The sequence below is a fragment of the Bacillus atrophaeus genome (assembly GCF_001584335.1).
GTDB classification, from domain to species: domain Bacteria; phylum Bacillota; class Bacilli; order Bacillales; family Bacillaceae; genus Bacillus; species Bacillus atrophaeus.
The window spans coordinates 539,104-560,535 of record NZ_LSBB01000018.1 but is presented as its reverse complement, the minus strand read 5'-3'; the positions used below and the strand labels follow the sequence as shown (position 1 = coordinate 560,535).

General features: G+C 39.3%; 22 protein-coding genes and 5 pseudogenes. 11 read left to right on the top strand and 16 right to left on the bottom strand.

Translation table 11 applies throughout. The features are described 5' to 3' along the window. Nucleotides 1–15: 15 nt before the first annotated feature. The gene (locus tag AXI57_RS11755; RefSeq protein ID WP_061670154.1) at nucleotides 16–1,296 is read right to left on the bottom strand and encodes a glycosyltransferase family 2 protein; all 1,281 of its coding nucleotides are present in this window, start codon (nucleotides 1,294–1,296) and stop codon (nucleotides 16–18) included. A gap of 54 nt (nucleotides 1,297–1,350) precedes the next feature. Beyond that, nucleotides 1,351–1,656, bottom strand: a complete 306-nt coding sequence (gene cgeC / locus AXI57_RS11750; RefSeq protein ID WP_010788966.1) for a spore maturation protein CgeC — start codon at nucleotides 1,654–1,656, stop codon at nucleotides 1,351–1,353. A gap of 209 nt (nucleotides 1,657–1,865) precedes the next feature. On the opposite strand from cgeC, the gene AXI57_RS11745 reads away from it, so the two are divergent. Together AXI57_RS11745 and AXI57_RS11740 are read left to right on the top strand one after the other, a co-directional pair. Continuing rightward, nucleotides 1,866–2,285 (top strand): hypothetical protein, encoded by a 420-nt coding sequence (locus tag AXI57_RS11745; RefSeq protein ID WP_010788967.1) that lies wholly within the window; start codon nucleotides 1,866–1,868, stop codon nucleotides 2,283–2,285. 8 nt (nucleotides 2,286–2,293) lie between these two features. Next, nucleotides 2,294–3,244 (top strand): CgeB family protein, encoded by a 951-nt coding sequence (locus tag AXI57_RS11740; RefSeq protein WP_034717931.1) that lies wholly within the window; start codon nucleotides 2,294–2,296, stop codon nucleotides 3,242–3,244. An 85-nt stretch (nucleotides 3,245–3,329) separates the two neighbouring features. Here the strand turns inward: AXI57_RS11740 and AXI57_RS11735 are convergent, their stop codons facing one another. Next, entirely contained in the window at nucleotides 3,330–4,487 is a 1,158-nt protein-coding gene (locus AXI57_RS11735) for a phytase (RefSeq protein ID WP_061670153.1), read from the bottom strand. A 186-nt stretch (nucleotides 4,488–4,673) separates the two neighbouring features. Here AXI57_RS11735 and AXI57_RS11730 point away from each other — a divergent pair. Next, a pseudogene (locus AXI57_RS11730) lies at nucleotides 4,674–4,967 on the top strand (tyrosine-type recombinase/integrase); the annotation flags it as partial. A gap of 65 nt (nucleotides 4,968–5,032) precedes the next feature. After that, on the top strand, nucleotides 5,033–6,066 hold a 1,034-nt coding region (gene alr, locus AXI57_RS11725), incomplete at its 5' end, for an alanine racemase (RefSeq protein WP_155724090.1). A 192-nt stretch (nucleotides 6,067–6,258) separates the two neighbouring features. Here the strand turns inward: alr and AXI57_RS22050 are convergent. Together AXI57_RS22050 and AXI57_RS21375 are read right to left on the bottom strand one after the other, a co-directional pair. Further along, a pseudogene (locus tag AXI57_RS22050) lies at nucleotides 6,259–6,427 on the bottom strand (hypothetical protein); the annotation flags it as partial. Beyond that, entirely contained in the window at nucleotides 6,424–6,564 is a 141-nt protein-coding gene (locus AXI57_RS21375; protein ID WP_238380186.1) for a hypothetical protein, read from the bottom strand. The pseudogene AXI57_RS22050 and the gene AXI57_RS21375, both read right to left, overlap by 4 nt. Before the next feature lie 983 nt (nucleotides 6,565–7,547). Between AXI57_RS21375 and amyE the strand changes: the two genes are divergently transcribed. Next, a complete protein-coding gene (gene amyE / locus AXI57_RS11720; RefSeq protein ID WP_061670151.1) occupies nucleotides 7,548–9,548 on the top strand; it encodes an alpha-amylase in 2,001 nt (666 codons plus the stop codon). A gap of 812 nt (nucleotides 9,549–10,360) precedes the next feature. On the opposite strand, the gene AXI57_RS11715 is transcribed toward amyE, so the two are convergent. Next, nucleotides 10,361–10,978, bottom strand: a complete 618-nt coding sequence (locus tag AXI57_RS11715; RefSeq protein WP_003325728.1) for a lytic polysaccharide monooxygenase auxiliary activity family 9 protein — start codon at nucleotides 10,976–10,978, stop codon at nucleotides 10,361–10,363. Nucleotides 10,979–11,430: 452 nt separating this feature from the next. Here AXI57_RS11715 and AXI57_RS11710 point away from each other — a divergent pair, with 452 nt between their 5' ends. The 3 genes from AXI57_RS11710 (at nucleotide 11,431) to AXI57_RS11700 (ending at nucleotide 13,075) form a co-directional block, all read left to right on the top strand. Next, nucleotides 11,431–11,913 (top strand): DUF2975 domain-containing protein, encoded by a 483-nt coding sequence (locus AXI57_RS11710; RefSeq protein ID WP_061670150.1) that lies wholly within the window; start codon nucleotides 11,431–11,433, stop codon nucleotides 11,911–11,913. Between the two features lie 10 nt (nucleotides 11,914–11,923). Next, nucleotides 11,924–12,145: a helix-turn-helix domain-containing protein gene (locus tag AXI57_RS11705; protein WP_003325726.1), complete on the top strand. Its 222-nt coding sequence runs from the start codon at nucleotides 11,924–11,926 to the stop codon at nucleotides 12,143–12,145. 138 nt (nucleotides 12,146–12,283) lie between these two features. Further along, entirely contained in the window at nucleotides 12,284–13,075 is a 792-nt protein-coding gene (locus AXI57_RS11700; protein ID WP_061670149.1) for a DUF817 domain-containing protein, read from the top strand. 240 nt (nucleotides 13,076–13,315) lie between these two features. On the opposite strand, the pseudogene AXI57_RS21370 reads toward AXI57_RS11700, so the two are convergent. Beyond that, nucleotides 13,316–13,521: pseudogene (locus tag AXI57_RS21370) on the bottom strand (TIGR01741 family protein); the annotation flags it as partial. Between the two features lie 88 nt (nucleotides 13,522–13,609). Between AXI57_RS21370 and AXI57_RS11695 the strand changes: the two are divergent. Then, nucleotides 13,610–14,482, top strand: a complete 873-nt coding sequence (locus AXI57_RS11695) for an AraC family transcriptional regulator (protein WP_061670148.1) — start codon at nucleotides 13,610–13,612, stop codon at nucleotides 14,480–14,482. A gap of 271 nt (nucleotides 14,483–14,753) precedes the next feature. Here the strand turns inward: AXI57_RS11695 and AXI57_RS22045 are convergent. Further along, nucleotides 14,754–14,896 (bottom strand): annotated as a pseudogene (locus tag AXI57_RS22045) (ribonucleotide reductase N-terminal alpha domain-containing protein); the annotation flags it as partial. Nucleotides 14,897–15,320: 424 nt separating this feature from the next. On the opposite strand from AXI57_RS22045, the gene AXI57_RS20890 reads away from it, so the two are divergent. Then, a complete protein-coding gene (locus AXI57_RS20890) occupies nucleotides 15,321–15,437 on the top strand; it encodes a YjcZ family sporulation protein (protein WP_003240909.1) in 117 nt (38 codons plus the stop codon). A 275-nt stretch (nucleotides 15,438–15,712) separates the two neighbouring features. On the opposite strand, the gene AXI57_RS11685 is transcribed toward AXI57_RS20890, so the two are convergent. The 3 genes from AXI57_RS11685 to msrA all read right to left on the bottom strand — a co-directional run bounded on the left by AXI57_RS11685 (nucleotide 15,713) and on the right by msrA (nucleotide 17,056). Then, nucleotides 15,713–15,976 carry a SunI/YnzG family protein gene (locus AXI57_RS11685; protein WP_061670146.1) on the bottom strand — a complete coding sequence of 88 codons (264 nt, stop codon included), beginning with the start codon at nucleotides 15,974–15,976 and terminating at the stop codon, nucleotides 15,713–15,715. Between the two features lie 111 nt (nucleotides 15,977–16,087). Further along, nucleotides 16,088–16,522: a peptide-methionine (R)-S-oxide reductase MsrB gene (gene msrB, locus AXI57_RS11680; protein WP_003325720.1), complete on the bottom strand. Its 435-nt coding sequence runs from the start codon at nucleotides 16,520–16,522 to the stop codon at nucleotides 16,088–16,090. Next, on the bottom strand, nucleotides 16,523–17,056 hold the full coding sequence (msrA, locus tag AXI57_RS11675; protein ID WP_061670145.1) for a peptide-methionine (S)-S-oxide reductase MsrA: 534 nt from the start codon (nucleotides 17,054–17,056) through the stop codon (nucleotides 16,523–16,525). 133 nt (nucleotides 17,057–17,189) lie between these two features. Between msrA and AXI57_RS11670 the strand changes: the two genes are divergently transcribed. Next, on the top strand, nucleotides 17,190–17,615 hold the full coding sequence (locus tag AXI57_RS11670) for a MarR family transcriptional regulator (protein ID WP_003325718.1): 426 nt from the start codon (nucleotides 17,190–17,192) through the stop codon (nucleotides 17,613–17,615). Nucleotides 17,616–17,636: 21 nt separating this feature from the next. Here the strand turns inward: AXI57_RS11670 and AXI57_RS11665 are convergent. The 5 genes and pseudogenes from AXI57_RS11665 to AXI57_RS11645 all read right to left on the bottom strand — a co-directional run bounded on the left by AXI57_RS11665 (nucleotide 17,637) and on the right by AXI57_RS11645 (nucleotide 21,287). Then, a pseudogene (locus tag AXI57_RS11665) lies at nucleotides 17,637–18,985 on the bottom strand (MATE family efflux transporter). Between the two features lie 79 nt (nucleotides 18,986–19,064). Then, a complete protein-coding gene (ypmT, locus tag AXI57_RS11660) occupies nucleotides 19,065–19,262 on the bottom strand; it encodes a protein YpmT (RefSeq protein WP_061670144.1) in 198 nt (65 codons plus the stop codon). A gap of 21 nt (nucleotides 19,263–19,283) precedes the next feature. After that, nucleotides 19,284–19,847 carry a YpmS family protein gene (locus tag AXI57_RS11655; RefSeq protein WP_061670143.1) on the bottom strand — a complete coding sequence of 188 codons (564 nt, stop codon included), beginning with the start codon at nucleotides 19,845–19,847 and terminating at the stop codon, nucleotides 19,284–19,286. A gap of 9 nt (nucleotides 19,848–19,856) precedes the next feature. Continuing rightward, nucleotides 19,857–20,627 (bottom strand): SGNH/GDSL hydrolase family protein, encoded by a 771-nt coding sequence (locus tag AXI57_RS11650; protein ID WP_061670142.1) that lies wholly within the window; start codon nucleotides 20,625–20,627, stop codon nucleotides 19,857–19,859. Between the two features lie 78 nt (nucleotides 20,628–20,705). After that, complete coding sequence (locus AXI57_RS11645; protein ID WP_003325711.1) at nucleotides 20,706–21,287, bottom strand: SCO family protein; 582 nt, start codon at nucleotides 21,285–21,287, stop codon at nucleotides 20,706–20,708. Nucleotides 21,288–21,432: the final 145 nt, after the last annotated feature.

The window sequence follows — 21,432 nt, the reverse complement described above, 5'->3', positions numbered from 1 at the left end:
ATACGGCTGTCTGATTTAGTCAATTTTGATACTTAATTTCTTTATAATCTCATCGTACAACGGACGAAACGGCTTTCCAATTGGAAATTGTTTGATTTTACAGAAAGAAATGGCGGTTGGTTTCTGATGTAAGAAGAATCGTTTTGCGACTCTAGTATCTATTGGATGGAACATGCCGTTTAAAAATAAGAACAGTTCGCGGCCGATCAGAAACAGCCTGCGTCCAGGAGGATTAATCATCAGACCTGATCTCCCTTGGCTGATCGGTTGACCGTCGGGCACCGACTCCAGCTCGTCTTGGTGAACAGCCAAAATATCTTTTCTTTTAAATTGGTAGAAGTGAAATGCATACTGGTTCTCTATACGTCTTTTTCTTCCTCCTTCTATATAAAATACATCCGGCTGATCCGGCCCTTTGACGAGCATATAATTCGGAATATGAACGCTTTTTCCTATTTGGTATTGAAATAAATACGGGTCGGGAATAATGACAGTCCTCCCCGAATAAACGGAGTGCCATCTTTCCCCGACGGGATGCCGGGTATCTTGATCAAGCACGTACACCTTTTGGTCAGTTCCCTTCACAAAAGACCCATCAATTAAAACATCAGGAAGACACTGGTTCGCATTTTGAAAAGAATCAGGTGTTTTATAGGTTGTGTCCAATACTTCATTTATCGGCATAAAAGGAACAAATGTGTTCAATCTGCTCCAAAAAATTGAATCTCCGTGATTCCAATGCATGACATGATCGTCCCAATAGCTCCCATATTGAAGTTTGACTTTTTCAAGCAATTCTCTCCTGTGCATCACAGAGCAATGGTCCACTTGAAACGCGGCATTATTCAGCACTCCCGGCGCCTGCCTGTAAAAATGAAGAGCTTCCTCTCCACGCTCGTTTATATGAACGACCTTTTGCATTGAATAAACCGCTTGCGCTGCCGGGTCATTCCGGAACACCTGCAGCATCCGGCTGAGCCTTTCATGATGATAGATCGTATCATCGGTCAGATAGGATACATAATCCCCTGTAATAAAAGAAAGCGCATGGTTAATTAATGTGGCATATCTGGCTGTTTTCATTCGCTCGGAGTGCTGAATAAAACTGTTATAATACTGAATGCGTGTATCATGTAAGTACGTTTGAATGACAGCAGAGGTTTCTTCATTTGAATGATCATCCATTAAAAAAAGCTCCCAATCAGCGTGAGTTTGATTGACCACACTTTCAATTGCTTTTTGTAAATAAGAGGGTTTGTTATAACTTGTTAAAATGATTGAAACTTTCTCCCCCATCTCCCATCCTCCTATCAAAAACAGCTCCGTAAAAACGGAGCCTTGGCCTCAATGTTAAAATGCACCCCAGCTTACAATACTTGAGAGTGCCACGTTTGATCTGGTGTTATTCAGTGGATTTTGAAACACTGCCAAATCGCTCAGCACTTCTTTCACAATAACGTTTTGCAGAGTGTCTCCATTGATAAGATTCACTCTTGAAACCGGGATTCCGAGTTCTTTCGCTAGAACAAGCTGCTTCCGAAGGTCTGAAACCGGTTCAGACGGATCTGTCTGACGTAATAACAAAATCAGTAAAAGCAGGACAACATATAATTCCTTTTCAAATTCCTCACCGTTCACAATTGCTTCCGAATCCAAAAAACCCCTCTCCTTCATGCTTGTAATCTTTATCAGCATATGGAAAAAGCGAACATACGCATAGGCTATAACCGCCTCTTTTAAAAATCAGCGATTTGATTAAATATGAAAAATACGCTTGATAACGGCGTTCGTCTCATGCCAATTCACAGGCAGCGGAATATGAATAATCGTGAGTTCTAAAAAGATAAAAGGAGGTGTATGTGTAAATGAGCAATGATTTTCTGCAGTTGAAAAAGGATCTCATTAAAAGTTTATTGATCCCCTTTTTTAATAATGGAACGACAACTGAAAGTGGAGGAGATAACGTGGAAAACAAAATTAAAGAATTATTAGAAGCAGCGGTAGACAATAAAGTAGATGCGGCTGCTGAAGCAGAAGCCGCAAGCGATGTATCAGCCTTGGATACGTCCTTACCGGCCAGATGGATTTTTGCTAGAATTACACCGGGAACTGTAATCAGCATTGTGATGGATTCAGGAGACATGATCGGACCTGTTCAATTTGTTGCATTTGACCAAATCCACGGCATTGTATATGTCACGCAAGAAGCTTCCGTCACTCCGACTGGTTCAGCCACTACATTGCTTGATGTAGATAAAGTAGAAAGCGTTACGTTCACTACGTAATCCCTTTTATGAACGTCTTGTATATCCGTTCGGGATATAAGGGGATATACAGCTATTTTGACCGCTGGATTGAAGAAGGTTTTCTACATTCTCCCATGAGGCTCCTTTCTTCACTTGATCTTGATGCGCAATCAGCCCGCAGCATCAAATCATTCCAGCCGGATTTTGCTGTCATTATGGTCGGAGATAGAGTCCCTTCTGAATGGCTGACCTGGTTAAAGATTGAGGGTATTCCCGTGTATGTCTGGCTTACAGAAGACCCTTTTTATACAGATATCAGCCTGCAAGTCATACCGCATGCAGATGTGATATTGACCATTGACCAAAATTCAGCCGATGTTTACCGGGAATTAGGCTGCCCCCACGTTTATTATATGCCCATTCCCACAAACCAGCGGCTTTTCAAAAAACTCAATACGGAAACTTCCTGCCATTCTAACCTGCTGCTTATCGGCTATCCTTATCCTAACCGGGTTCAGCTTATCAAGGAGACAGCGAATCTTCCGTTCACCATACGGTTGATCGGCAAGGAGTGGCGAAAATATCTTCATAAAAAAACAATCAAACAGTCAAATGTGGATATTATCGACCAATGGATCAGCCCTGAAAAGGCGGTTCATTATTATAACAGCGCGGACATTGTCATTAATCCGCACAGGCCGTACCATTTTGCGTTCAATAAAAACCAGAAGTCCATTCAAAATATCAGCTTAAATAACCGAAGCTTTGACATCGCAGCTTGTGAAGCGTTTCAGCTCGTAGATCTTCCTGCGGCAAGTCCCTTTTCATCCTTTGTTTCTTATCACGGAATAAACGATTTTAAGCGTAAAGCAGCATATTACCTGGAGCACCCTGAAGAACGAAAAAAAGCCGCGGCACTGAATTATAAAGAGACAATTCCAGCCAATACGTTTGATGAGCTTCCGGCTAAACTCTCACATATTCATTTAAATTGTTAAAAAATCGTTCATTATTCAATGAACGATTTTTTCATTTATGCGTTTTATAGAAAAACAGCTTGGCTTGTCACTGCTTTTTGCTGCCTTATGTTCCGGACCTGTCCTTCAGCCTTCTTGGATCAGCCTGTTTTTTCACATCCAGTGCAGCACCAATCGGTTTAGCAATCCTTTCCCACGGTACAATTTTGAAATTTTGATTCACCGCCTGTCCGTTTTCAGTATTTTTTCCGTCCTGAGCGATAAAAATTCCGTTTGGATATTTAGCGCCCAAACCGAAGCCGATAACATCAATCCCATCCGTATCACTTGTACCGTCAATCTTTTCTCCATCCGTAATTTCAAAATTCTCGATATATTTATTGCTGCCCTGGCGCTCATAGATCGCATAGCTATTGTTTCCCTGACTTGACGCCATAATATATCCTTTTCCGTCCGGAGCATAATAAATGGTCAGACCCTCAATATCAGACGTTAAGTGCTTTCCATCGGCCCGATCAATTATGCTGCCCTGAGTCCCGCCGTTTGGCTCTGCGCTAAATTTCCAAATGGCAACGTCTTCCTCCGCTATGTATATATGGCCGTATTCATCATCAGCCGCGACCCCTTCAGTTTGCGAATTCAATTTGAATTGGCGCACTTTTTTGCCTGTCACATACCCCTTTCCATTATCAGCGATTTCATATTGTTCAAATTCTCCCTGCTTTCCCGTTACCAATGCGTAAAATTTCCCTGTTTTTTGACTGTGATACAAACTAAAGCCATATACCTCGGCGATGCCAGTAGAAATGGGATGTTTCGGATCGGTAATACTTTCCAATTCACCCTTCTCGCCGTCAAATGAATAAATTTCGATTGAATTTTTTCCGTCTGTTCGATTGGAGGCGGCTGCAATGTCTGCTTTTTTACCGTTCAATGGAAAATCATAGCGCAAATCCACATTATTTAGTTTGCCAAATTGATAGGAATTGATTTCTTTTCCATCTAAATCATAGACAACTAAGCCGGCTTTCTTATTTGTCGTGATCAGCTTGCTTTTCTCCGGACGCTTCTCATTTACCCAAATGGCCGGATCATCTGCCGCGTCATCACCGGAAGCAACAGGCTTCGTCTCTGCGCTTGCCTTAACTGTAAAATGGTTGTTATGGGAAGGAACCTGTTTCGCCGCCAAAGGTGCCGAGAATGATAATGACGTGAGTAATAAACCGGCAGCAGCAGTCATAAGGTATGCTTTTGGCTGTTTCAATGGTATCTCCTCCTATGATGATTTATACCGCTTATTTTACAATACTAGTAACCTGTCTTTTGTGAGATAAATGTAATTTTTCTGTAAAAATATCTTCTGGCCGCCAATCCATAGTGAACAATTTGTTAAAGCTTTGTTGTACCATGTCATCATCTGATATCTATAGAATGGCTCATCTGGCAGCATGTATACGGGAAAGGAAAAGGCGAAGGAAAGCCTTTAGGATATATGATCAATACGGAGGCTCTTGAAGATCTGAAGCTTTGGCATGAAAAACGCGGTTATGATCATGAGTACCTCTTCACTACTCAACATGTCGGACAACCAAAACAAATGTCAAAATCATGGGCAGACGATTTTTGTTCAGATGTACTAACTGATATCCTCAGCCGCCGTATCAATCCTCACCTCTTTAAAGCCTCATGTATCACTTATTTGCTCGAAGTAAAGAAAATCAAAATTGAACTAAACAGCAAATATGCAAAAAAATGAATTAAAAACGAAAGTACTGTCAACTTCACCGTCGGTTAGCATCTTCTCGTTNNTGGCGCGACACGCACTGGAAAACGGGGCGAGTGAGCTCGCTGTTGCCAGCGTGGAGGAAGGAATCGTTTTACGAAAAGCTGGGATTACAGCACCTATCCTTGTGCTTGGTTTTACATCCCTTAGTTGTGTTAAAGAGTCAGCAGCTTGGAATATAGAGTTATCAGCATTTCAGGTTGATTGGATTAAAGAAGCTAACGAAATATTGGAAAATGAAGCGAGACCTAACCGATTGGGTATTCATATTAATGTGGATACTGGTATGGGCCGATTAGGTGTACGTACAAAAGAAGAACTTTTAGCAGTAGTAAATGCATTAACAGCAAGTAAATTCCTAAGATGGGCAGGCATCTTTACACATTTTTCAACAGCTGATGAACCAGACACCACACTAACTAAGCTACAGCACGATAAATTTATCCGTTTTCTCCGCTTTTTAAAAAATCAAGGAATTGAGCTGCCCACCGTGCATATGAGCAACACGGCTGCAGCTATCGCTTTCCCGGAATTTAGTGCTGATATGATTCGTTTAGGTATAGGCTTATATGGATTATATCCTTCAGCATATATAAAACAACTACATCTCGTTAAGCTTGAACCTGCATTAAGTTTAAAGGCACGTATAGCTTATGTGAAAACCATGCGGACAGAACCCCGAACCATTAGTTATGGTGCTACATACATCGCAGAACCCGATGAAGTAATCGCTACACTTCCGGTCGGCTATGCTGATGGTTATTCTCGTGCACTTTCCAATCGCGGGTTTGTCCTTCATCGCGGAAGGCGAGTGCCGGTCGTGGGAAGAGTGACAATGGATCTGATCATGGTTAGTTTAGGAGAGAGTGAAGGTAAACAAGGAGAGGAGGTCGTGATTTACGGTCAGCAAAAGGGAGCTGAGATTTCCGTTGATGAAGTTGCTGAAATGCTTAATACGATTAACTATGAAGTGGTGTCTACATTAAGCCGCCGCATCCCTCGTTTTTATATAAGAGATGGCGGGATTTTTAAGGTATCAACTCCAGTAATGTACGTGTAGAGTTTTTCTTTCAATTTTTTTGCAAATGTGAGGTTAATCCCTCTTTTATGCAGAATCAAGATTCCTCAACTGAGGGATTTTGCTTACGTATAAAACACTAAAATCACTTTGTTCTAAATAAAGAAACAAAGTGATTTTATTATCACTAGCTATTAGGCAAGTCTACTTTTGCAGGTGTGCTCGACGTCAACTAATTTTCCCATTTGATGAAATCTTTTCACTTTTAATCTTGTAATCTTTTGCTAGTTGCTCGTAAGAAGGTGATTGATTAGTCCTTTGCAGAAGCATAACGCGCAGGCAGAAGTGAACCAACAGTCAATGATGCAGCCATAACACAAGTAAAAACACTTTTCTTTTTCACTTATAATCACAATTACTAAATACTTGCTTAACTTTATAAGCAATGACAGCGAGATATAAAATTGCAACAAACACTAAGACTCCAGCGCCATAATCAGTTTTTAATACTAAATAAAGACTTAACACACCGAAAATAATGTCACAATATCAAAAAAAATTTTCCTTGTTGTTCATTTAAATTCCCCCGTTTAACAATTGATTCTAGGTGCATATTTGATTACAGCCCTAGCTTACAATTCTGTCCAACACCAAACTTTCTAACAAGATTACTTTAATCATATTTTAGGATAATTATTTAAATTTTTTTAACACCTCCTCTAACATGTTTATTTTTTAATTTACAGAAAAAATGAAACAATTGAGTCAATTCCCCTTATAGAACGATTGATATTAATAGCAATCGGAATATTAATTTATATTACATACCTAAACACTTTTAACTCATTCCCATTAAAGCCCTTTCCATATTTGTCGATAATATGGTGAGGTGCATTTGATGAATAAGACAATACTTAAATACAACCTAGTAGTAGAAATGGATATTTTCTCCCCAGTAAATCTGAAGTTCGACTAGAAAATGGAAAAGGATTTGAACAAGGTGATCAAAAAGTTAAAGAAGCTTTATCGAATATTGAAGTTTGGCAAAGGATCATGGAAATAGCAGTACGTAAAGCAAGTAAAGCCGCTCAATAATGAGCGTCTTTTTTTATTTGTTTTAGAATCACCGATATTGTTCCGTGTTTGAAGGTTGTCCATATGGATTTAGATCAAATGGTTGTATCATTGAAAGTGGCTTCGGAATTGTAGTCCTGTTTTAAATTATCTGTCTTTTTCAGGACTAATCACTGTGATCCAACAACTTCAGAAGTAAATGACAGTGACCAAGCCTTGGACTTATGAATCCCCAAAAAACAGAAATGAAGATAAAAGGAACATGGTTTAAAACACTCTATCAAATTGTTTTGATAGATATAATATGATAACTTGATATGTAAGTGATTAACAAAATTCTCCAGTCTCCACATTCGTTTGAAAAGAGGAAGTGGAAGGATTGAGTAAGAGGGATTTCTGACTCCGCAGTAAGCCTTCAGAAATGAAAAATGAAATAAGGAGTGTCCAGAATGTTTAAAAAACGATTAAATACCTCTTTACTGCCGTTATTCGCTGGATTATTATTGCTGTTCCATTTGATTCTGGCTGGGCCGGCGGCTGTAAATGCAGAGACCGCGAACCAATCAAATGAGTATACAGCGCCATCAATAAAGAGCGGAACCATTCTTCATGCTTGGAATTGGTCGTTCAACACCTTAAAAAATAATATGAAGGATATCCATGATGCAGGATATACTGCCATTCAGACGTCTCCTATTAATCAAGTAAAGGAAGGAAATAATGGAGATAAAAGCATGGGAAACTGGTACTGGCTTTACCAGCCGACCTCTTACCAGATTGGCAACAGGTACTTGGGTTCCGAGGAAGAGTTCAAAGAAATGTGTGCGGCGGCTGAAGAATATGGTGTGAAGGTTATTGTCGATGCCGTCATCAATCACACAACCAGTGACTATGCTGCGATTTCAAATGAAATTAAAAGCATTTCAAATTGGACACATGGAAACACACAAATTAAAAATTGGTCCGATCGAAGGGATGTCACGCAGAATTCATTGCTGGGGCTTTATGATTGGAATACGCAGAATACACAAGTACAGTCATATCTAAAAAATTTCCTGAAAAGAGTATTGGATAACGGTGCCGACGGATTTAGGTATGATGCGGCCAAACATATAGAGCTTCCGGATGATAGTGATTTTGGCAGTCATTTTTGGCCGAATATCACAGATACATCTGCAGAATTCCAATATGGAGAAATACTACAAGACAGTGCCTCCAGAGAAGCTGCATATGCGAATTATATGAATGTCACAGCATCTAATTATGGACATTCCATAAGGTCCGCTTTAAAGAATCGTAATTTTAGTACGTCGAATATCTCCAATTATAAATCTGATGTGTCTGCAGATGATCTAGTAACATGGGTGGAATCACATGATACGTATGCCAATGATGCTGAAGAATCAACTTGGATGAGTGATGATGATATTCGTTTAGGCTGGGCGGTTATTGCTTCTCGTTCAGGGAGTACACCTCTTTTTTTCTCCAGACCTGAGGGCGGCGGAAATGGAGTAAGATTCCCTGGAAAAAGTCAAATAGGTGATCGCGGCAGTGCTTTATTTAAAGATAAAGCCATCGTAGCGGTCAATACATTTCATAATGTAATGACTGGACAGCCTGAGAAACTCTCTAACCCAGATGGAAACAATCAGATATTCATGAATCAGCGCGGCTCTGATGGCATAGTTTTGGCAAATGCATCTTCATCATCAGTTTCCATACATACTTCAACGGATTTACCTGATGGCATCTATGATAATAAAGCCGGGGACGGTTCGTTTGAAGTAGCGGATGGCAAACTGACAGGTATGATCAGCGGCAGATCTGTGGTTGTTCTTTATCATGATGATACTGCAAATGCACCTAATGTATTCCTCGAGAACTATAAAACAGGTGTAACACATCCTTTCTATAATGATCAACTGACGGTAACTTTGCGTGCAGATGCTAAAACAACAAATGCTGCTTATCAAATAAATAATGGTCATGAGACAGAGTTTAAGGATGGAGATCAATTAACGATCGGAACATGGGATCCATTCAACACAACATACAAGATCACTTTAACAGGAACGAACAGTGAAGGAGTAACCAGGACAAAAGAATACACTTTTGTAAAAACTGACCCATCTTCGGCGAACATAATTGGTTATCAAAACCCAAATAATTGGAGTCAAGTTAATGCATATGTATATAAGGATAATGGTGGTCAGGCAATAGAATTAACCGGATTTTGGCCGGGAAAAGCAATGGCTAAGAATTCAGATGGAATTTACACTCTGACGTTACCCACGGGTACTGATACAAAAAACGCCAAAGTGATTTTTAATAATGGCAGCGCCCAAGTACCGGGACAGAATCAACCTGGCTTTGATTATGTACAAAATGGTTTATATCATGACTCTGGCTTAAATGGTTCTCTGCCTCATTTAGTCCTGATATTCCGTTAACATCAATCAGCCTAAGTGAAGAATCGCTTACTTTGTCTGTTGGCGATAATCATCAAGAAAAACATTTATATACTCCGGCCAAGACTACCGGCATTAATTAATGAGGAAATATGGGTAAGTTAGATAAATCTGTACTGTCATAAATGATAAAGGAGTGGTTACTAGAGTTAGCGAGGACAGCGACAATTTACAGATGCCGGCAGAGGCGATATGCAGCTTACCTTTGAAAAGCCCATCAGTTGTGCAGCAACGTATGTTTTGCATTTACAATAAGGTAAAATGGCCTGGAACACAGATGACCAAAATAGGTGGAAATAAATACCTTCACTGATGGATTCAATCAACAACTGTCTAAATGGCAGACAGCTATGGCTTCGTCAGTGGAGGCATATACAATTGACAGATTAACTCATTTTCTGTTTTAACTGATCCGTATATTAATATATATTTAGCTTTGCTTTAATTTTTGGGAGTTGGGACTCTGTGCTCGAGCAAAACAGTGTAAAACAGCAGCTAAGTTCTCCATCCACCCTCCTCTCCCCCACAAAGGATGAACTTTCCATAGCTAGTACAATCGAGTTCTTAAAAGCAGCATAAAAAAGGCGCCCTTAAAAGGACGTCTTTCTCAGTTTATTTATTCAAGCTTAGTATGTGTAACAAGTTTTCCTATATAAGCTGAGAGAATGTGAATTATATTCTGCATTCCACTATAATTCTTCCTTCACTATCATTTTCAATTTCACTTAATACAATAATTCGATCCAGCTTTTTCATGTCTCTCCCCCCTTTAATTACCAAATGTTACAATATAATCATTTTATGTTTACATCAATTACGTTATAAAAGGCATTAGAAGTATCCGCAACATCCCACACACCTAGAATAACATGATAACCAGTGCGATCAGTTGGTACATAAATCTTATGAGAAAGATTAGTATCAGCCTTTGAACCATCGTGATCTACAGTTCCAATTAATTCAAACTCATCTCTTGTTAAAGGTTTATTTGGATTCCAACCTTTCTTGGTTATATAATAGTGCCACTTTGATGTTGCGTGAGGAGCAGTATAGTGCCAAGTAAAGGTGTTTAGGCCCCCATGTATGTTTTGTTTTACCCAATAATCTGCAGTCTGCCTGTCTAACCCAAAGTCAATTTGACCCGAGCCTCCATTCGCTGATGCAATTTTTCCATCTGGTGGACCCGCAGATGGAAACCCTTTTGGTCCTTCTACAGATTGAGGACTATCAATTACGGAACCATATTTTTGTGCAGCTGCCGTCCAACCAATTATTTGTTTTTCTAATGATCCCATATACGCTCTGCTAGCAGGTTCTTTTATATACCCGTGTGCAGATACATCACCTGCAAATAAAGTACCACCAACACCTAGAACAGCAGTTAGAACAACGCCTCTGATAAAACCCTTCATTGCCAACATTCCTCCCTTTATTGTAAAATATTTCTCTATTCTATTATACAATTCATTACGTGCGGACTGTCAACGTAACTAAAGGTGTGTAATTTTGCATTCCACCTGAACATAAATAATCTAAAGTCCCGTGAATACCTAGGAGTTGAACCAATGCACATAGTCTGCAAACTCTGTATTATAGTAAAAGCATTTATCTATTCCTTTAGTTTCAAATTCCATCCGCATCTTTCTCCCCTCTGATGATCTTTTATCCTTAGTAGTTGAACAATTTTTAAATTGAATAACTTAAAGTTATAGAGCATTTCCCTGGGAATGCTTTTTATCTTGTCTAAAATTAAAAGGATAATTCTATAACAATAACAAAATGATCTATATCAATATTTATTTATTGTGAAACGATAAATAATGTGTTAAATTCAAATTGACAACAAATAAGTGAGGTGCTTTTTATGAAACGAGGAACAACACTCTTTTTAAAGATAGCTGTGTTTCTTATTGGAATTCCAGTTCTTGCTTTGTGCATATTTTTGGTGCCTGAGATAGCGAATTTTGCAGCAGAATTTTATCCAGATATTGTCTATATAAAATATCTCGTTTTAATCAATTTGTATGCATCGGCGATTCCTTTTTACTTTGCTCTGTATAAAGCTTTTAAACTTTTAAGTTATATTGACAAGAACAAAGCTTTCTCGGAATTATCTGTAAGAGCTTTAAAAAATATAAAATACTGTGCAATCACAATCAGTATCTTGTTTGTGATGGGCATGCCACTCTTTTATCTCATGGCGGAGAAGGACGACGCCCCAGGTATCATATTAATCGGATTGGTCGTTATTTTTGCTTCAATGGTGATTGCAGTCTTTGCTGCTGTTCTTCAAAAACTGTTAAAAGAAGCGATTGATATAAAATCAGAAAATGACTTAACGGTCTGAGGTGATTAATATGGCAATTATTATCAATATTGATGTGATGCTGGCTAAAAGGAAAATGAGCGTAACAGAACTTTCGGAGAAGGTTGGAATAACAATGGCTAATCTTTCTATATTGAAAAATGGAAAGGCAAAAGCCATTCGATTATCAACTTTAGAGGCAATTTGTAAGGCTTTAGACTGTCAACCCGGAGATATTTTGGAATACCGAAGTGATGAAGACACCCAGAATTAATACAGCAAGAACATTTAACATTAAAAGGAAAAGAAAGTTATTCGGCGGTGATCCTATGCATATACCCCTACATCTATTTAGCTACTATACTGAGCAGGCCTTACATATATTCAGAACAAACCTTTGGAGGCACAAATCATGAGACCGCTAAAACAACTCGTTCGTTTTGGTTGGGAGCAGGCCCTATCATGTTTGTTTCCTGTCGTTATTTTTGCCTCTTTGGCTATTACACAAATCATGCCTCTTCCCTTCCTGCCACGGTATGACTGGCTGCTCATCATTTGCCTTCTCATGCAGTGGCAGATGGTGCGTTCTGGCCTTGAAACACAGGATGAACTAAAGGTTATTACATTGTTCCACCTTATTGGACTTGCTCTTGAACTTTTCAAAGTACATATGGGCTCTTGGTCTTATCCAGAAGAAGGATATTCCAAAGTTTTTGGAGTGCCTTTGTATAGTGGCTTCATGTACGCAAGTGTAGCCAGTTATCTTTGCCAGGCATGGAGGAGGCTTAAGGTTGAACTGGTTAAGTGGCCGCCGTTTTGGGCCGTTGTACCTCTTGCCGCTGCAATTTATTTAAATTTTTTCATCCACCATTATTGGATTGACGTCCGCTTTTGGTTATCTGGACTTGTCATCATCGTTTTTTGGCGATCATGGGTCACATACGAGGTTGGTGGAACTCGTTACCGTATGCCACTCGCACTTTCTTTTGTGCTCATCGGATTTTTTATATGGATAGCCGAAAATATCGCAACGTTTTTTGGGGCTTGGAAATATCCAAACCAAACCGATGCATGGAGTCTCGTTCATCTGGGAAAGGTGAGTTCATGGCTCTTATTAGTGATTGTTAGCTTTCTTATAGTAGCGACGTTAAAACAGGTTAAGGGGAAAAATTCCACTTGGAAAGATACTAGTCAATTTTTATAACTGTTAAGAGCCTTCTTTAAAAAAACTCGGATCCTTAGCATAGTAAGGAATTCGAGTTTTTTAGGGTTCTCCTAGCGTAAAAAATTCCGAATAAGATAAATTGGAAAAAGCAACGTTCGAATTGTAGTTGGTTTAGGATTGCAGGTGAGGGAATGCGCTTGAGACCATTTGCTGATTGTACAAATGTTTTACCTGTTTCTGTAATAGCCATCTCATCGTTTTTCTTCCTTAACTTCTCAGTGTGAAATATCTTTGTTGCTCTTGTTAGGTTTTCATATCCAAGGGTTTTGGCCATGCATAAAATTCGTCTGTATCAGCATAGTCGTAATTATTTAGTCTTTCTTTTAGGTATCGATTTCACGTTCTTTAGCTTCTTCTTTCCTGATTGTCAAATAAGCCTCAGAATGTTTCTCTATATCCCTCTTCTTATGTATATTACTTTTTTTATTAAAATTGATCCTACATAATGGTGCACGAAATGTCGGATGGATACATTCAATTCCTGCTATGCTATTGATAAAGGAGGTCATAAAAATGGATTTGCTTAAAAATATGAACGAAGCAATAAAGTATATTGAAGAAAACCTTACTAATGATATTGACTTTAAAGAAGTAGCAAGGGTGGCTTACTGTTCCGAATATCATTTTAAAAGGATGTTTTCCTTCCTTGCAGGTATTACGCTGTCGGAATACATTCGCCGCAGACGACTTACTCTTGCAGCATTTGATATTAAAGAAACCGACGTAAAGGTCATTGACATTGCGATGAAATACAGTTATAACTCACCAGATTCTTTTGCAAGAGCTTTTCAAAATTTGCATGGCATAACACCGACAGAAGCCAGAAATAATAGCCATTCACTTAAAGCTTATTCACGAATGACCTTCCAGTTATCAATTAAAGGAGGAAGTGCAATGAACTATCGAATTCAAGAAAAAGAGGCATTTCGCATTGTTGGTATTAAGAAAAGAGTTTCTATAATTTTCAACGGGGTTAATCCAGAGATTTCCTCTATGTGGGAAAGTTTAAATGGTGAAACGATCAATAAACTTAAAAAACTTTCTAATGTCGAACCTATGGGGCTGCTTAGTGCATCCACGAACTTTTCTGAAAGCAGGATGGAGGAAGATGGAGAGCTTGATCACTATATTGGAGCAGCAACAACTAAGGAGTGTCCAGATAACTTAACACAGCTTGAAGTTCCTGCCTCTACATGGGCGGTTTTCGAAGCAATCGGACCATTCCCTGATACGCTGCAAGATGTGTGGGGACGCATTTATTCCGAATGGTTTCCATCCTCAAACTATGAACAAATAGAAGGTCCAGAAATCCTGTGGAATGAGAATAAAGATGTAACCTCGCCAACTTTCAAAAGTGAAATATGGATACCGATTGTGAAAAAATAGTAATCGTTTGAGTCTTAGCAAACTGGTGATTGTGGAACAACATAATTAGAAAATGATCAAACTTTTTTATAAAACCAAACTTTATTTCAAAGCTACTTGATTTGCTCGTATTTATTAACGAGCGAAGCAAAAGACGAAAGTATCGCCTTCTGGAACGCCTTGTACATCTTGGTACATGCGCGTTTCAGTTATGAAATTTGGGTAAAATCATCTTCATGCTTTGACCAGTTGACTGTGTCCTGAATTTTTGTCAATTATTGTCCTCATTATGAAATGCACTCATGAAGGATGGGGATCTGAATTTGTAACGGTATGCTTTTTAAAAATTGATTTCATCTGATTAAAAGTGTACTTACTTAGGAACTCTTCTTTGGAGCAATCATTTTCAACCAGGTATTTTAATTTCTCTTTGACTTTGGCATATTCCACATTTCTTATCTCCTCATTTTTATAAAGATTGGAAATCCATCCAGTCTTATTCATTTCTTTTTCATGTAGTTCTAACAGGTACTCAATATTGCCCCAATCTAGCACAGTCTGGCTTATTAATGTCTCTTAGATCAATGTATTTTAGCTTACGGTCATATTTTTCCGCTACAGTTCTTTTTACTTAATCCGTCTGCTTTTGTTCTAATTTGTCATATACTGCGCTTGTCCGGGAAATCATGAAAATTTCCGTTGTATAATTTCCCTCTAACTCTTTTCGTATAGGTCTGAATGGTAAGGAATATTTTACTTAGACTAAGCAATCATTTTAATATCAATTTAAACTAGCAACCCTATCGAACTAGTTTAATCAGCATATCATGTACTATCCTCTTTTAAAGGAGGTGGACATATGGGATACTCAAATGGTTATGGTAGCTCCTTCGCATTAATCGTGGTGCTATTCATCTTATTAATCATTGTTGGAGCATCTTTCTTCGGAGGCTATCCAGAAGGCGTTCCCATTTAACCGATATGTTAGGAGTACCTCCATTGCTCGGTTAGACGCCATAAGATTTCTTATGGCGTTTTTACGTAATTGTGATTGTATAAATGTTTAATTTTCATTTAAAACATAGCCACCTGGTTGAATCATTGAAAAAGGACCCTACTTTGAAATAGCTTCTTTCATACCAGCAAGCGTCAAGTGAATAAGTTTGCCTTCTTCCATGTCCCTGTCCCCTATCAACAATTATCTAGATTTTACTATGCTTCATGATTACAAGAGCAACAACTAAGAGGACTTCAATTACTTAAGAGGGAATTAATCTTGTTCATAGTGGAATTCATATTAGTGGTGAACAAGATGTAAGTGTTATTTGTTGTTTTAATCACTACCCTATCTGTAGTGCCATAAGGAGTTCCTATTCTTATTGCATTTTTCTCCTCTCCCCCATAAGTCAGATCAAGAGAGACATCTTTTATTTCTTTGATTGGAATTTCAATTTGGGATAGTTGCCAACTGATTTTAAGACTTTCATTGAATTTATCAATTTTTATGCCAAGCATGATCATATTCCCCTTTTGACAATGACTTCAGTAAAGTTTTAGCATAACTAGTCTGGCAGAAAAAAGAAAAAAAACAGGCCTGATCATTTACTGGGCAGGCCTGTTTTTGTTTTACTTGTCAAATAGATGCTGGTAGGCTTCATATCCTTCTTCCTTCAGCTTATCTTTTGGTATAAACCGCAAAGCGGCAGAATTAATGCAATAGCGCAGTCCGCTTGGTCCCGGGCCGTCGTTAAATACATGGCCCAGATGCGAGTCCGCCGTCCGGCTTCTCACTTCCGTACGAATCATTCCGTGGGTCGTGTCTACTTTTTCTTCCACTTCTTTATCTTCAATCGGCTTTGTAAAGCTTGGCCAGCCGCAATGGGAATCGAATTTATCCATTGAAGTGAAAAGGGGCTTCCCTGAGACAATATCTACATAGAGGCCTTCCTCTTTATGATCCCAATATTCATTTTGAAACGGCGGCTCTGTCCCGTTGTTTTGCGTGACTTCATACTGCATTCGGTTTAATGATTTTATTTTTTCTTCTTTATTACCTGCCATTTATTTGGCCCCCCAGTGCTGATTAATAAAACCTTCTCGCCCTGAACCTATCCTGTAACGCTGATAATGGGCCGTATTTTTCTTGTAAAAACCTTGATGATAATCCTCTGCTTCGTAGAAAGGCTCTGCTTTCAAAATATCAGTGACAATTGGAGCTTTGAAAATTCCGCTTTCCTCAAGCCTTTTTTTCGACTCCTCCGCCAGCTCTTTTTGTTTTTCATTATGATAGAAGATGGCCGCGCGATAAGAGCTGCCCCGATCAGCAAACTGCCCGCCGGCATCTGTCGGATCTATTTGCTGCCAAAACAGTTCAAGCAGCTTTTCATAGGGAAACACATCAGGTTGAAAAGTAATTTGAACCGCTTCCCGGTGGCCCGTTGTCTCACTGCACACTTCTTCGTACGTAGGGTTTTCAGTATGGCCCCCTGTATACCCGGATACCACTTTTTCGATTCCCGGCTGTTCATCGAACGGCTTGACCATACACCAAAAACAGCCCCCTGCAAATGTGGCGATTTCTTTTTTTTCAGACATACTGGTGCCTCCTTTGTTAATACGTGGTATTATTATATTATAGCATGTAAAAATAGAATGAAAATGATTCTGCTTTTCGGTAAAAAAGCTTATAAGTTGAAACCACGCTGATTATGTAATGGAGGTTCACAATTTGAAAGTAAGAACTCAAATGATGTACGATATGGAAGCTTTACTCCGTAAAGTATTTAAACAAATACGCAATGAAGTTAATGAAATCTTAGATAAAGAGCTATCCCGAAATGAATTTACGATTCTGCGTCTGCTCAGTGAGCAAGGACCTAAAAAGGTTACAGAATTCGCTCCGATATTAGAAGTATCGGCAAGCCATATCACCGCTGTTACTGACGCCTTGGTGGAAAAGGAATGGATTACGAGAATCCGTTCAAAAGAAGACAGGCGCATTATCAGAATTCACATCACCGAAGCCGGTGAGAAAATCGTTGAACATTTCAATCAGAAAAAAACAGAATATTTCTTTAAACGTTTCGATTGCTATACTGATGCAGAGCTCGCAACCTTAATCGAGCTGTTCAGCAAGCTTGATAAAAAACGGTAAAAAACGAAAAGCACATTCCGCTCAGCCGGATTGTGCTTTTTTCTTTTCAAACAGCTTCATCGTTTTCCAGCGGCCGTATCGGTAATATAAAAAAGCGGCACAGCTGCTAAACAAAAAGCTCATACCTATACCGAGCCCTATTCCTTTTTCGCCAAGCCAAGCTGAAAAGATGGCAGTAAACGGGTATCTCAGCACCCAAAACGATATAATATTCAGAAGCAGCACCTGCATCATGGCGCCAGATGCCCTGACGATTCCATTCAGCACAAAATTAATTCCGATAAAAGGATAAAAGAATGCGATCCACCGCAAATATTCCTCCCCGAAACGAACCGCCTCTGGTTCCTTAATAAATAAACCAATCGCGTATTTACCGAACAGGCTGATACAGACCGCAATCAGCAGCATACAGGCAAACACATACATTACACCGTGCTTAGCAATTTCCCCCGTTCTCTTATAATTTCCAATTCCGATATTTTGGCCAGCCATGCTGTTGACTGCCGTACCCGCCGCCATCGCCGGAAGAGTAATAATACTATCAAGCCGCTGGGCAGCGCCGAATCCTGAAACGACATGCTCACCATACGAATTGACGACGCTCATGATCGCCATCATTCCTCCTGAAATGACCATCATTTGCAATCCCGCAGGAATGCCAAGCCTCAGAATTAATCCAAATTCCTTCCACTTCGGCTTTCTTGGCACAGAAAACGGAACAAGCTTATTTTTTATGACATAAAAAAGACCGTAAAGAAACGCTATACCCTGTGACAAAAGCGTCGCATAGGCGGCTCCTGCAATTCCCCAATGAAAAACAGAAATAAACACCGGGGCCAATACGGTGTTTAAGATCACCGCAAAAGCGATAAACCGCAATGGCGTTTTACTGTCTCCGATCGCCCTGAGCACTGTGCTGATAAAGTTATAGCCGAATAAAAAAAGTATCCCGATAAAATTTTTAAATAGATGTCAGCAAGCGGAATCATATTTTCCGGTGTATGCAGCAGGCGCAACAAGAAATCAGATAAGAAAAATCCCGCTGCACCGCACACGACGCTTAACATTGTCATCAAAATGACGAATGCATTAATATAAGATGCCATTCCCTTTTCATCATCTTTTCCTTTTTGCTGTGATAAAATCGTCAAAGTGGCATTATTCAGCCCCAAAATAAATGACAGCACCGTAAATACAATTGTGCCGGAAACCGCGGAAGCACCAAGCGCCTTTGCCCCCAATAAGTTGCCGACCCATAAGCTGTCTATAAACTGAAAAGACACCTGCAGCATGTTTCCAAGCAAAATAGGTGTTGAAAACAAGACTAACTGTTTCAGCACATGCCCTTTTGTAAAATCATAAGACTTCATATTTTCTCCTCATCTTCTAATTTATTGCGGTTCAATCGCATAAAAAAAGAGACGATCTGGCATGTCTCTTGTTGTACCTTTATGATTTATCGGTTTTTTTTTTTCGATCTTTTACATCAAATGTAAACACCGTCACACTCAGAAACAAAGCGCAATAAGCGATGTTTAAATACATTTGATCTATATCTTCTCTGGCCAGATGAAGATACGCAAGCCAGCCGAAATAGAAGGAAAACACGCAAGCCAATAAACTGCAATACTGATAAATTCGCTTCAATTCGGTCACTCCTGTTACACGCTATTGTTTAGGATGATAATAAGAGAATTCAATTTCATCTTCTTCTAAATTAATCTTATCCGCTTTTACATACATTCCATTCGATAATGGCATCTCTGACAGACTCACTTCAATGCTTTTGTCGCTTGGATGCACATGGACAAAAGAAGGAAGTTCATAAAAGCTGTCCATATAATTTAAAACAAAACTAATCGGAATACTCAATTTCCCTAATGAAAATTTCGTGACTTCCAGCTCAACATCACCGTTTTCTTGAACGATCGGCTGAAAGGCGACAAATGCATCAATCGTTGATGAAAAAGCCTTGATCTTCCCTACCACTTGTACATCGTCATCAATTTCGACTTTATAATCGAGCTGGTTTGATGCCTTTTCTTTTAAGTACGAATTGACAAATGCGGCAAGTGATTCTTTTGTGCTTGTCACATTAAAACCATATTCATTCGTTTTCGTTTGCTGCATGTCTGTTTTTTCCCCCGGTAAAATCATCAACACCGCGATTCCGCCGGCAACAATGATATTTAAAGCCAAAAGGATAAAAAACAAACGTTTCCACTTCTTCATACATTCACCCTATTCTGCTGGTAACCCTTCTTTTACAATGGTTTTATAGACCCGTTTTGCTATTAATGAATATCCTGTTCCATTAGGATGGAAATCATCTTCTTCAGAAATACGTTTACTGTCACTTTTTTTGGCAAATAAATCTTCGACATTCGTCATCGCTGCGTTCTTGTCCGCTTTCAGCTCTTTTTTCGCGATTTTGTTCCAATCCGTTACAACCCCGTCTATTTCGTTTAATTCAGACAAAGTAAACGCAAACGGATTATACATGCCGACATATATAAGCTCTGCCTCATCATTCTGCTCTCTTATTTTACTGATGATTTGTTTGAACCGCTTTTCAAAAGGCTTTTCTTCATTTTGAAAGGGTTCGAGCGTTAATTGCAAGAAATTTTGGCGCAGAATTTTCATAAGATCATTGCCGCCAATTGTAAAAAAGATATAATCAGCATCTTTTAAACCGTTTTGAACGCTTTTATCGTCAAGCTTTTTCAAAAGGTCATCCGTACGATGCCCTTGGACAGCATAATTTTTCACATCTACTGTTTTTACTTGCCCGTCTGATTTTAATGCTTCCGCCACCTTGCCGACATAACCCTTGCCTTCAGGATCTCCGACTCCTTTTGTCAGCGAATCCCCTATAGCGGCGACCACAATATGCTCTTTGGTTTTCTGTTCCTCGGCTTTTTGCTCTCTCTCTGTTGCAGTTTGCCGAACACTTGTACAGGCTGTAAGAAGCAAAATCATACTGGCAATGAGTACCAAAATGCGCAGCTTCAATCTTGTTGCTCCTTCCCCAATCTACTAGAGGAAAGTGTAACATGTTTTTCAGATTTTGAAAATGGCTGTTCTGCGAGTTTACTTGAGCTTCTCGGCAGCTTTCACATCAGCAATAATATCTTCATAGGGGGTATTTTCAACACCATTATAGTCTTTAAGCACCTTGCCGTCCGGACCGACTAAATAAAAGGAGGTTTGGTGAATCACCTGATCTTCTCCCTCTGGCTTTTTCACAATCGATTTAAAACTATTAAGTGCAAATGCTTCGATTTCACTTTGACTGTATCCCGTAAGGAAGTCCCAATTATCAAATGACATCGGATAATTAGCGGCAAATTTCTTCAGCTCTTTCGGCGTATCGTTCTCCGGGTCCACGCTGAAGGAAACGATCCGGACATCCGCATCTTCTGCCTTCAATTTTTTTTGAAGATCGGTCATATGAGCCGTCATAGGCGGACAAACTGTTTCACAATTTGTGAAAATAAAGTCAGCCAGCCAAACTTCTCCTTTTAAACGATCCAATGATACAGTTTTCCCATCTTGATTTTTAAAAGAAAATGGCTCTATTTCATAATTAAGCGGATCTTTTATTTGCTGCCCGCCGCAAGCGCAAAGCATCAGCAAAAAAACAGCCGCTGCCACACATTTCACATATCGCATTTGCTTCATCCTCCCTATCAGTTAAAAACGCTTTCATAAATAACCGCCATCATGCGCCTGATTTATCTTAAGAGGCCATGGATGTTGAATAAGATGCGGCATAAAAAAATCCCTGCACAGCATCCCCTATGTGCCGCCATTGGTC

Coding starts and splice junctions, on each gene's coding strand:
- AXI57_RS11755 (WP_061670154.1), bottom strand. CDS start 1,296: ATGGGGGAGAAAGTTTCAATCATTTTAACAAGTTATAACAAACCCTCT.
- AXI57_RS11745 (WP_010788967.1), top strand. CDS start 1,866: ATGAGCAATGATTTTCTGCAGTTGAAAAAGGATCTCATTAAAAGTTTA.
- AXI57_RS11740 (WP_034717931.1), top strand. CDS start 2,294: ATGAACGTCTTGTATATCCGTTCGGGATATAAGGGGATATACAGCTAT.
- amyE (WP_061670151.1), top strand. CDS start 7,548: ATGTTTAAAAAACGATTAAATACCTCTTTACTGCCGTTATTCGCTGGA.
- AXI57_RS11715 (WP_003325728.1), bottom strand. CDS start 10,978: ATGAAGGGTTTTATCAGAGGCGTTGTTCTAACTGCTGTTCTAGGTGTT.
- AXI57_RS11710 (WP_061670150.1), top strand. CDS start 11,431: ATGAAACGAGGAACAACACTCTTTTTAAAGATAGCTGTGTTTCTTATT.
- AXI57_RS11705 (WP_003325726.1), top strand. CDS start 11,924: ATGGCAATTATTATCAATATTGATGTGATGCTGGCTAAAAGGAAAATG.
- AXI57_RS11700 (WP_061670149.1), top strand. CDS start 12,284: ATGAGACCGCTAAAACAACTCGTTCGTTTTGGTTGGGAGCAGGCCCTA.
- AXI57_RS11695 (WP_061670148.1), top strand. CDS start 13,610: ATGGATTTGCTTAAAAATATGAACGAAGCAATAAAGTATATTGAAGAA.
- AXI57_RS20890 (WP_003240909.1), top strand. CDS start 15,321: ATGGGATACTCAAATGGTTATGGTAGCTCCTTCGCATTAATCGTGGTG.
- AXI57_RS11685 (WP_061670146.1), bottom strand. CDS start 15,976: ATGCTTGGCATAAAAATTGATAAATTCAATGAAAGTCTTAAAATCAGT.
- msrB (WP_003325720.1), bottom strand. CDS start 16,522: ATGGCAGGTAATAAAGAAGAAAAAATAAAATCATTAAACCGAATGCAG.
- msrA (WP_061670145.1), bottom strand. CDS start 17,056: ATGTCTGAAAAAAAAGAAATCGCCACATTTGCAGGGGGCTGTTTTTGG.
- AXI57_RS11655 (WP_061670143.1), bottom strand. CDS start 19,847: ATGAAGAAGTGGAAACGTTTGTTTTTTATCCTTTTGGCTTTAAATATC.
- AXI57_RS11645 (WP_003325711.1), bottom strand. CDS start 21,287: ATGCGATATGTGAAATGTGTGGCAGCGGCTGTTTTTTTGCTGATGCTT.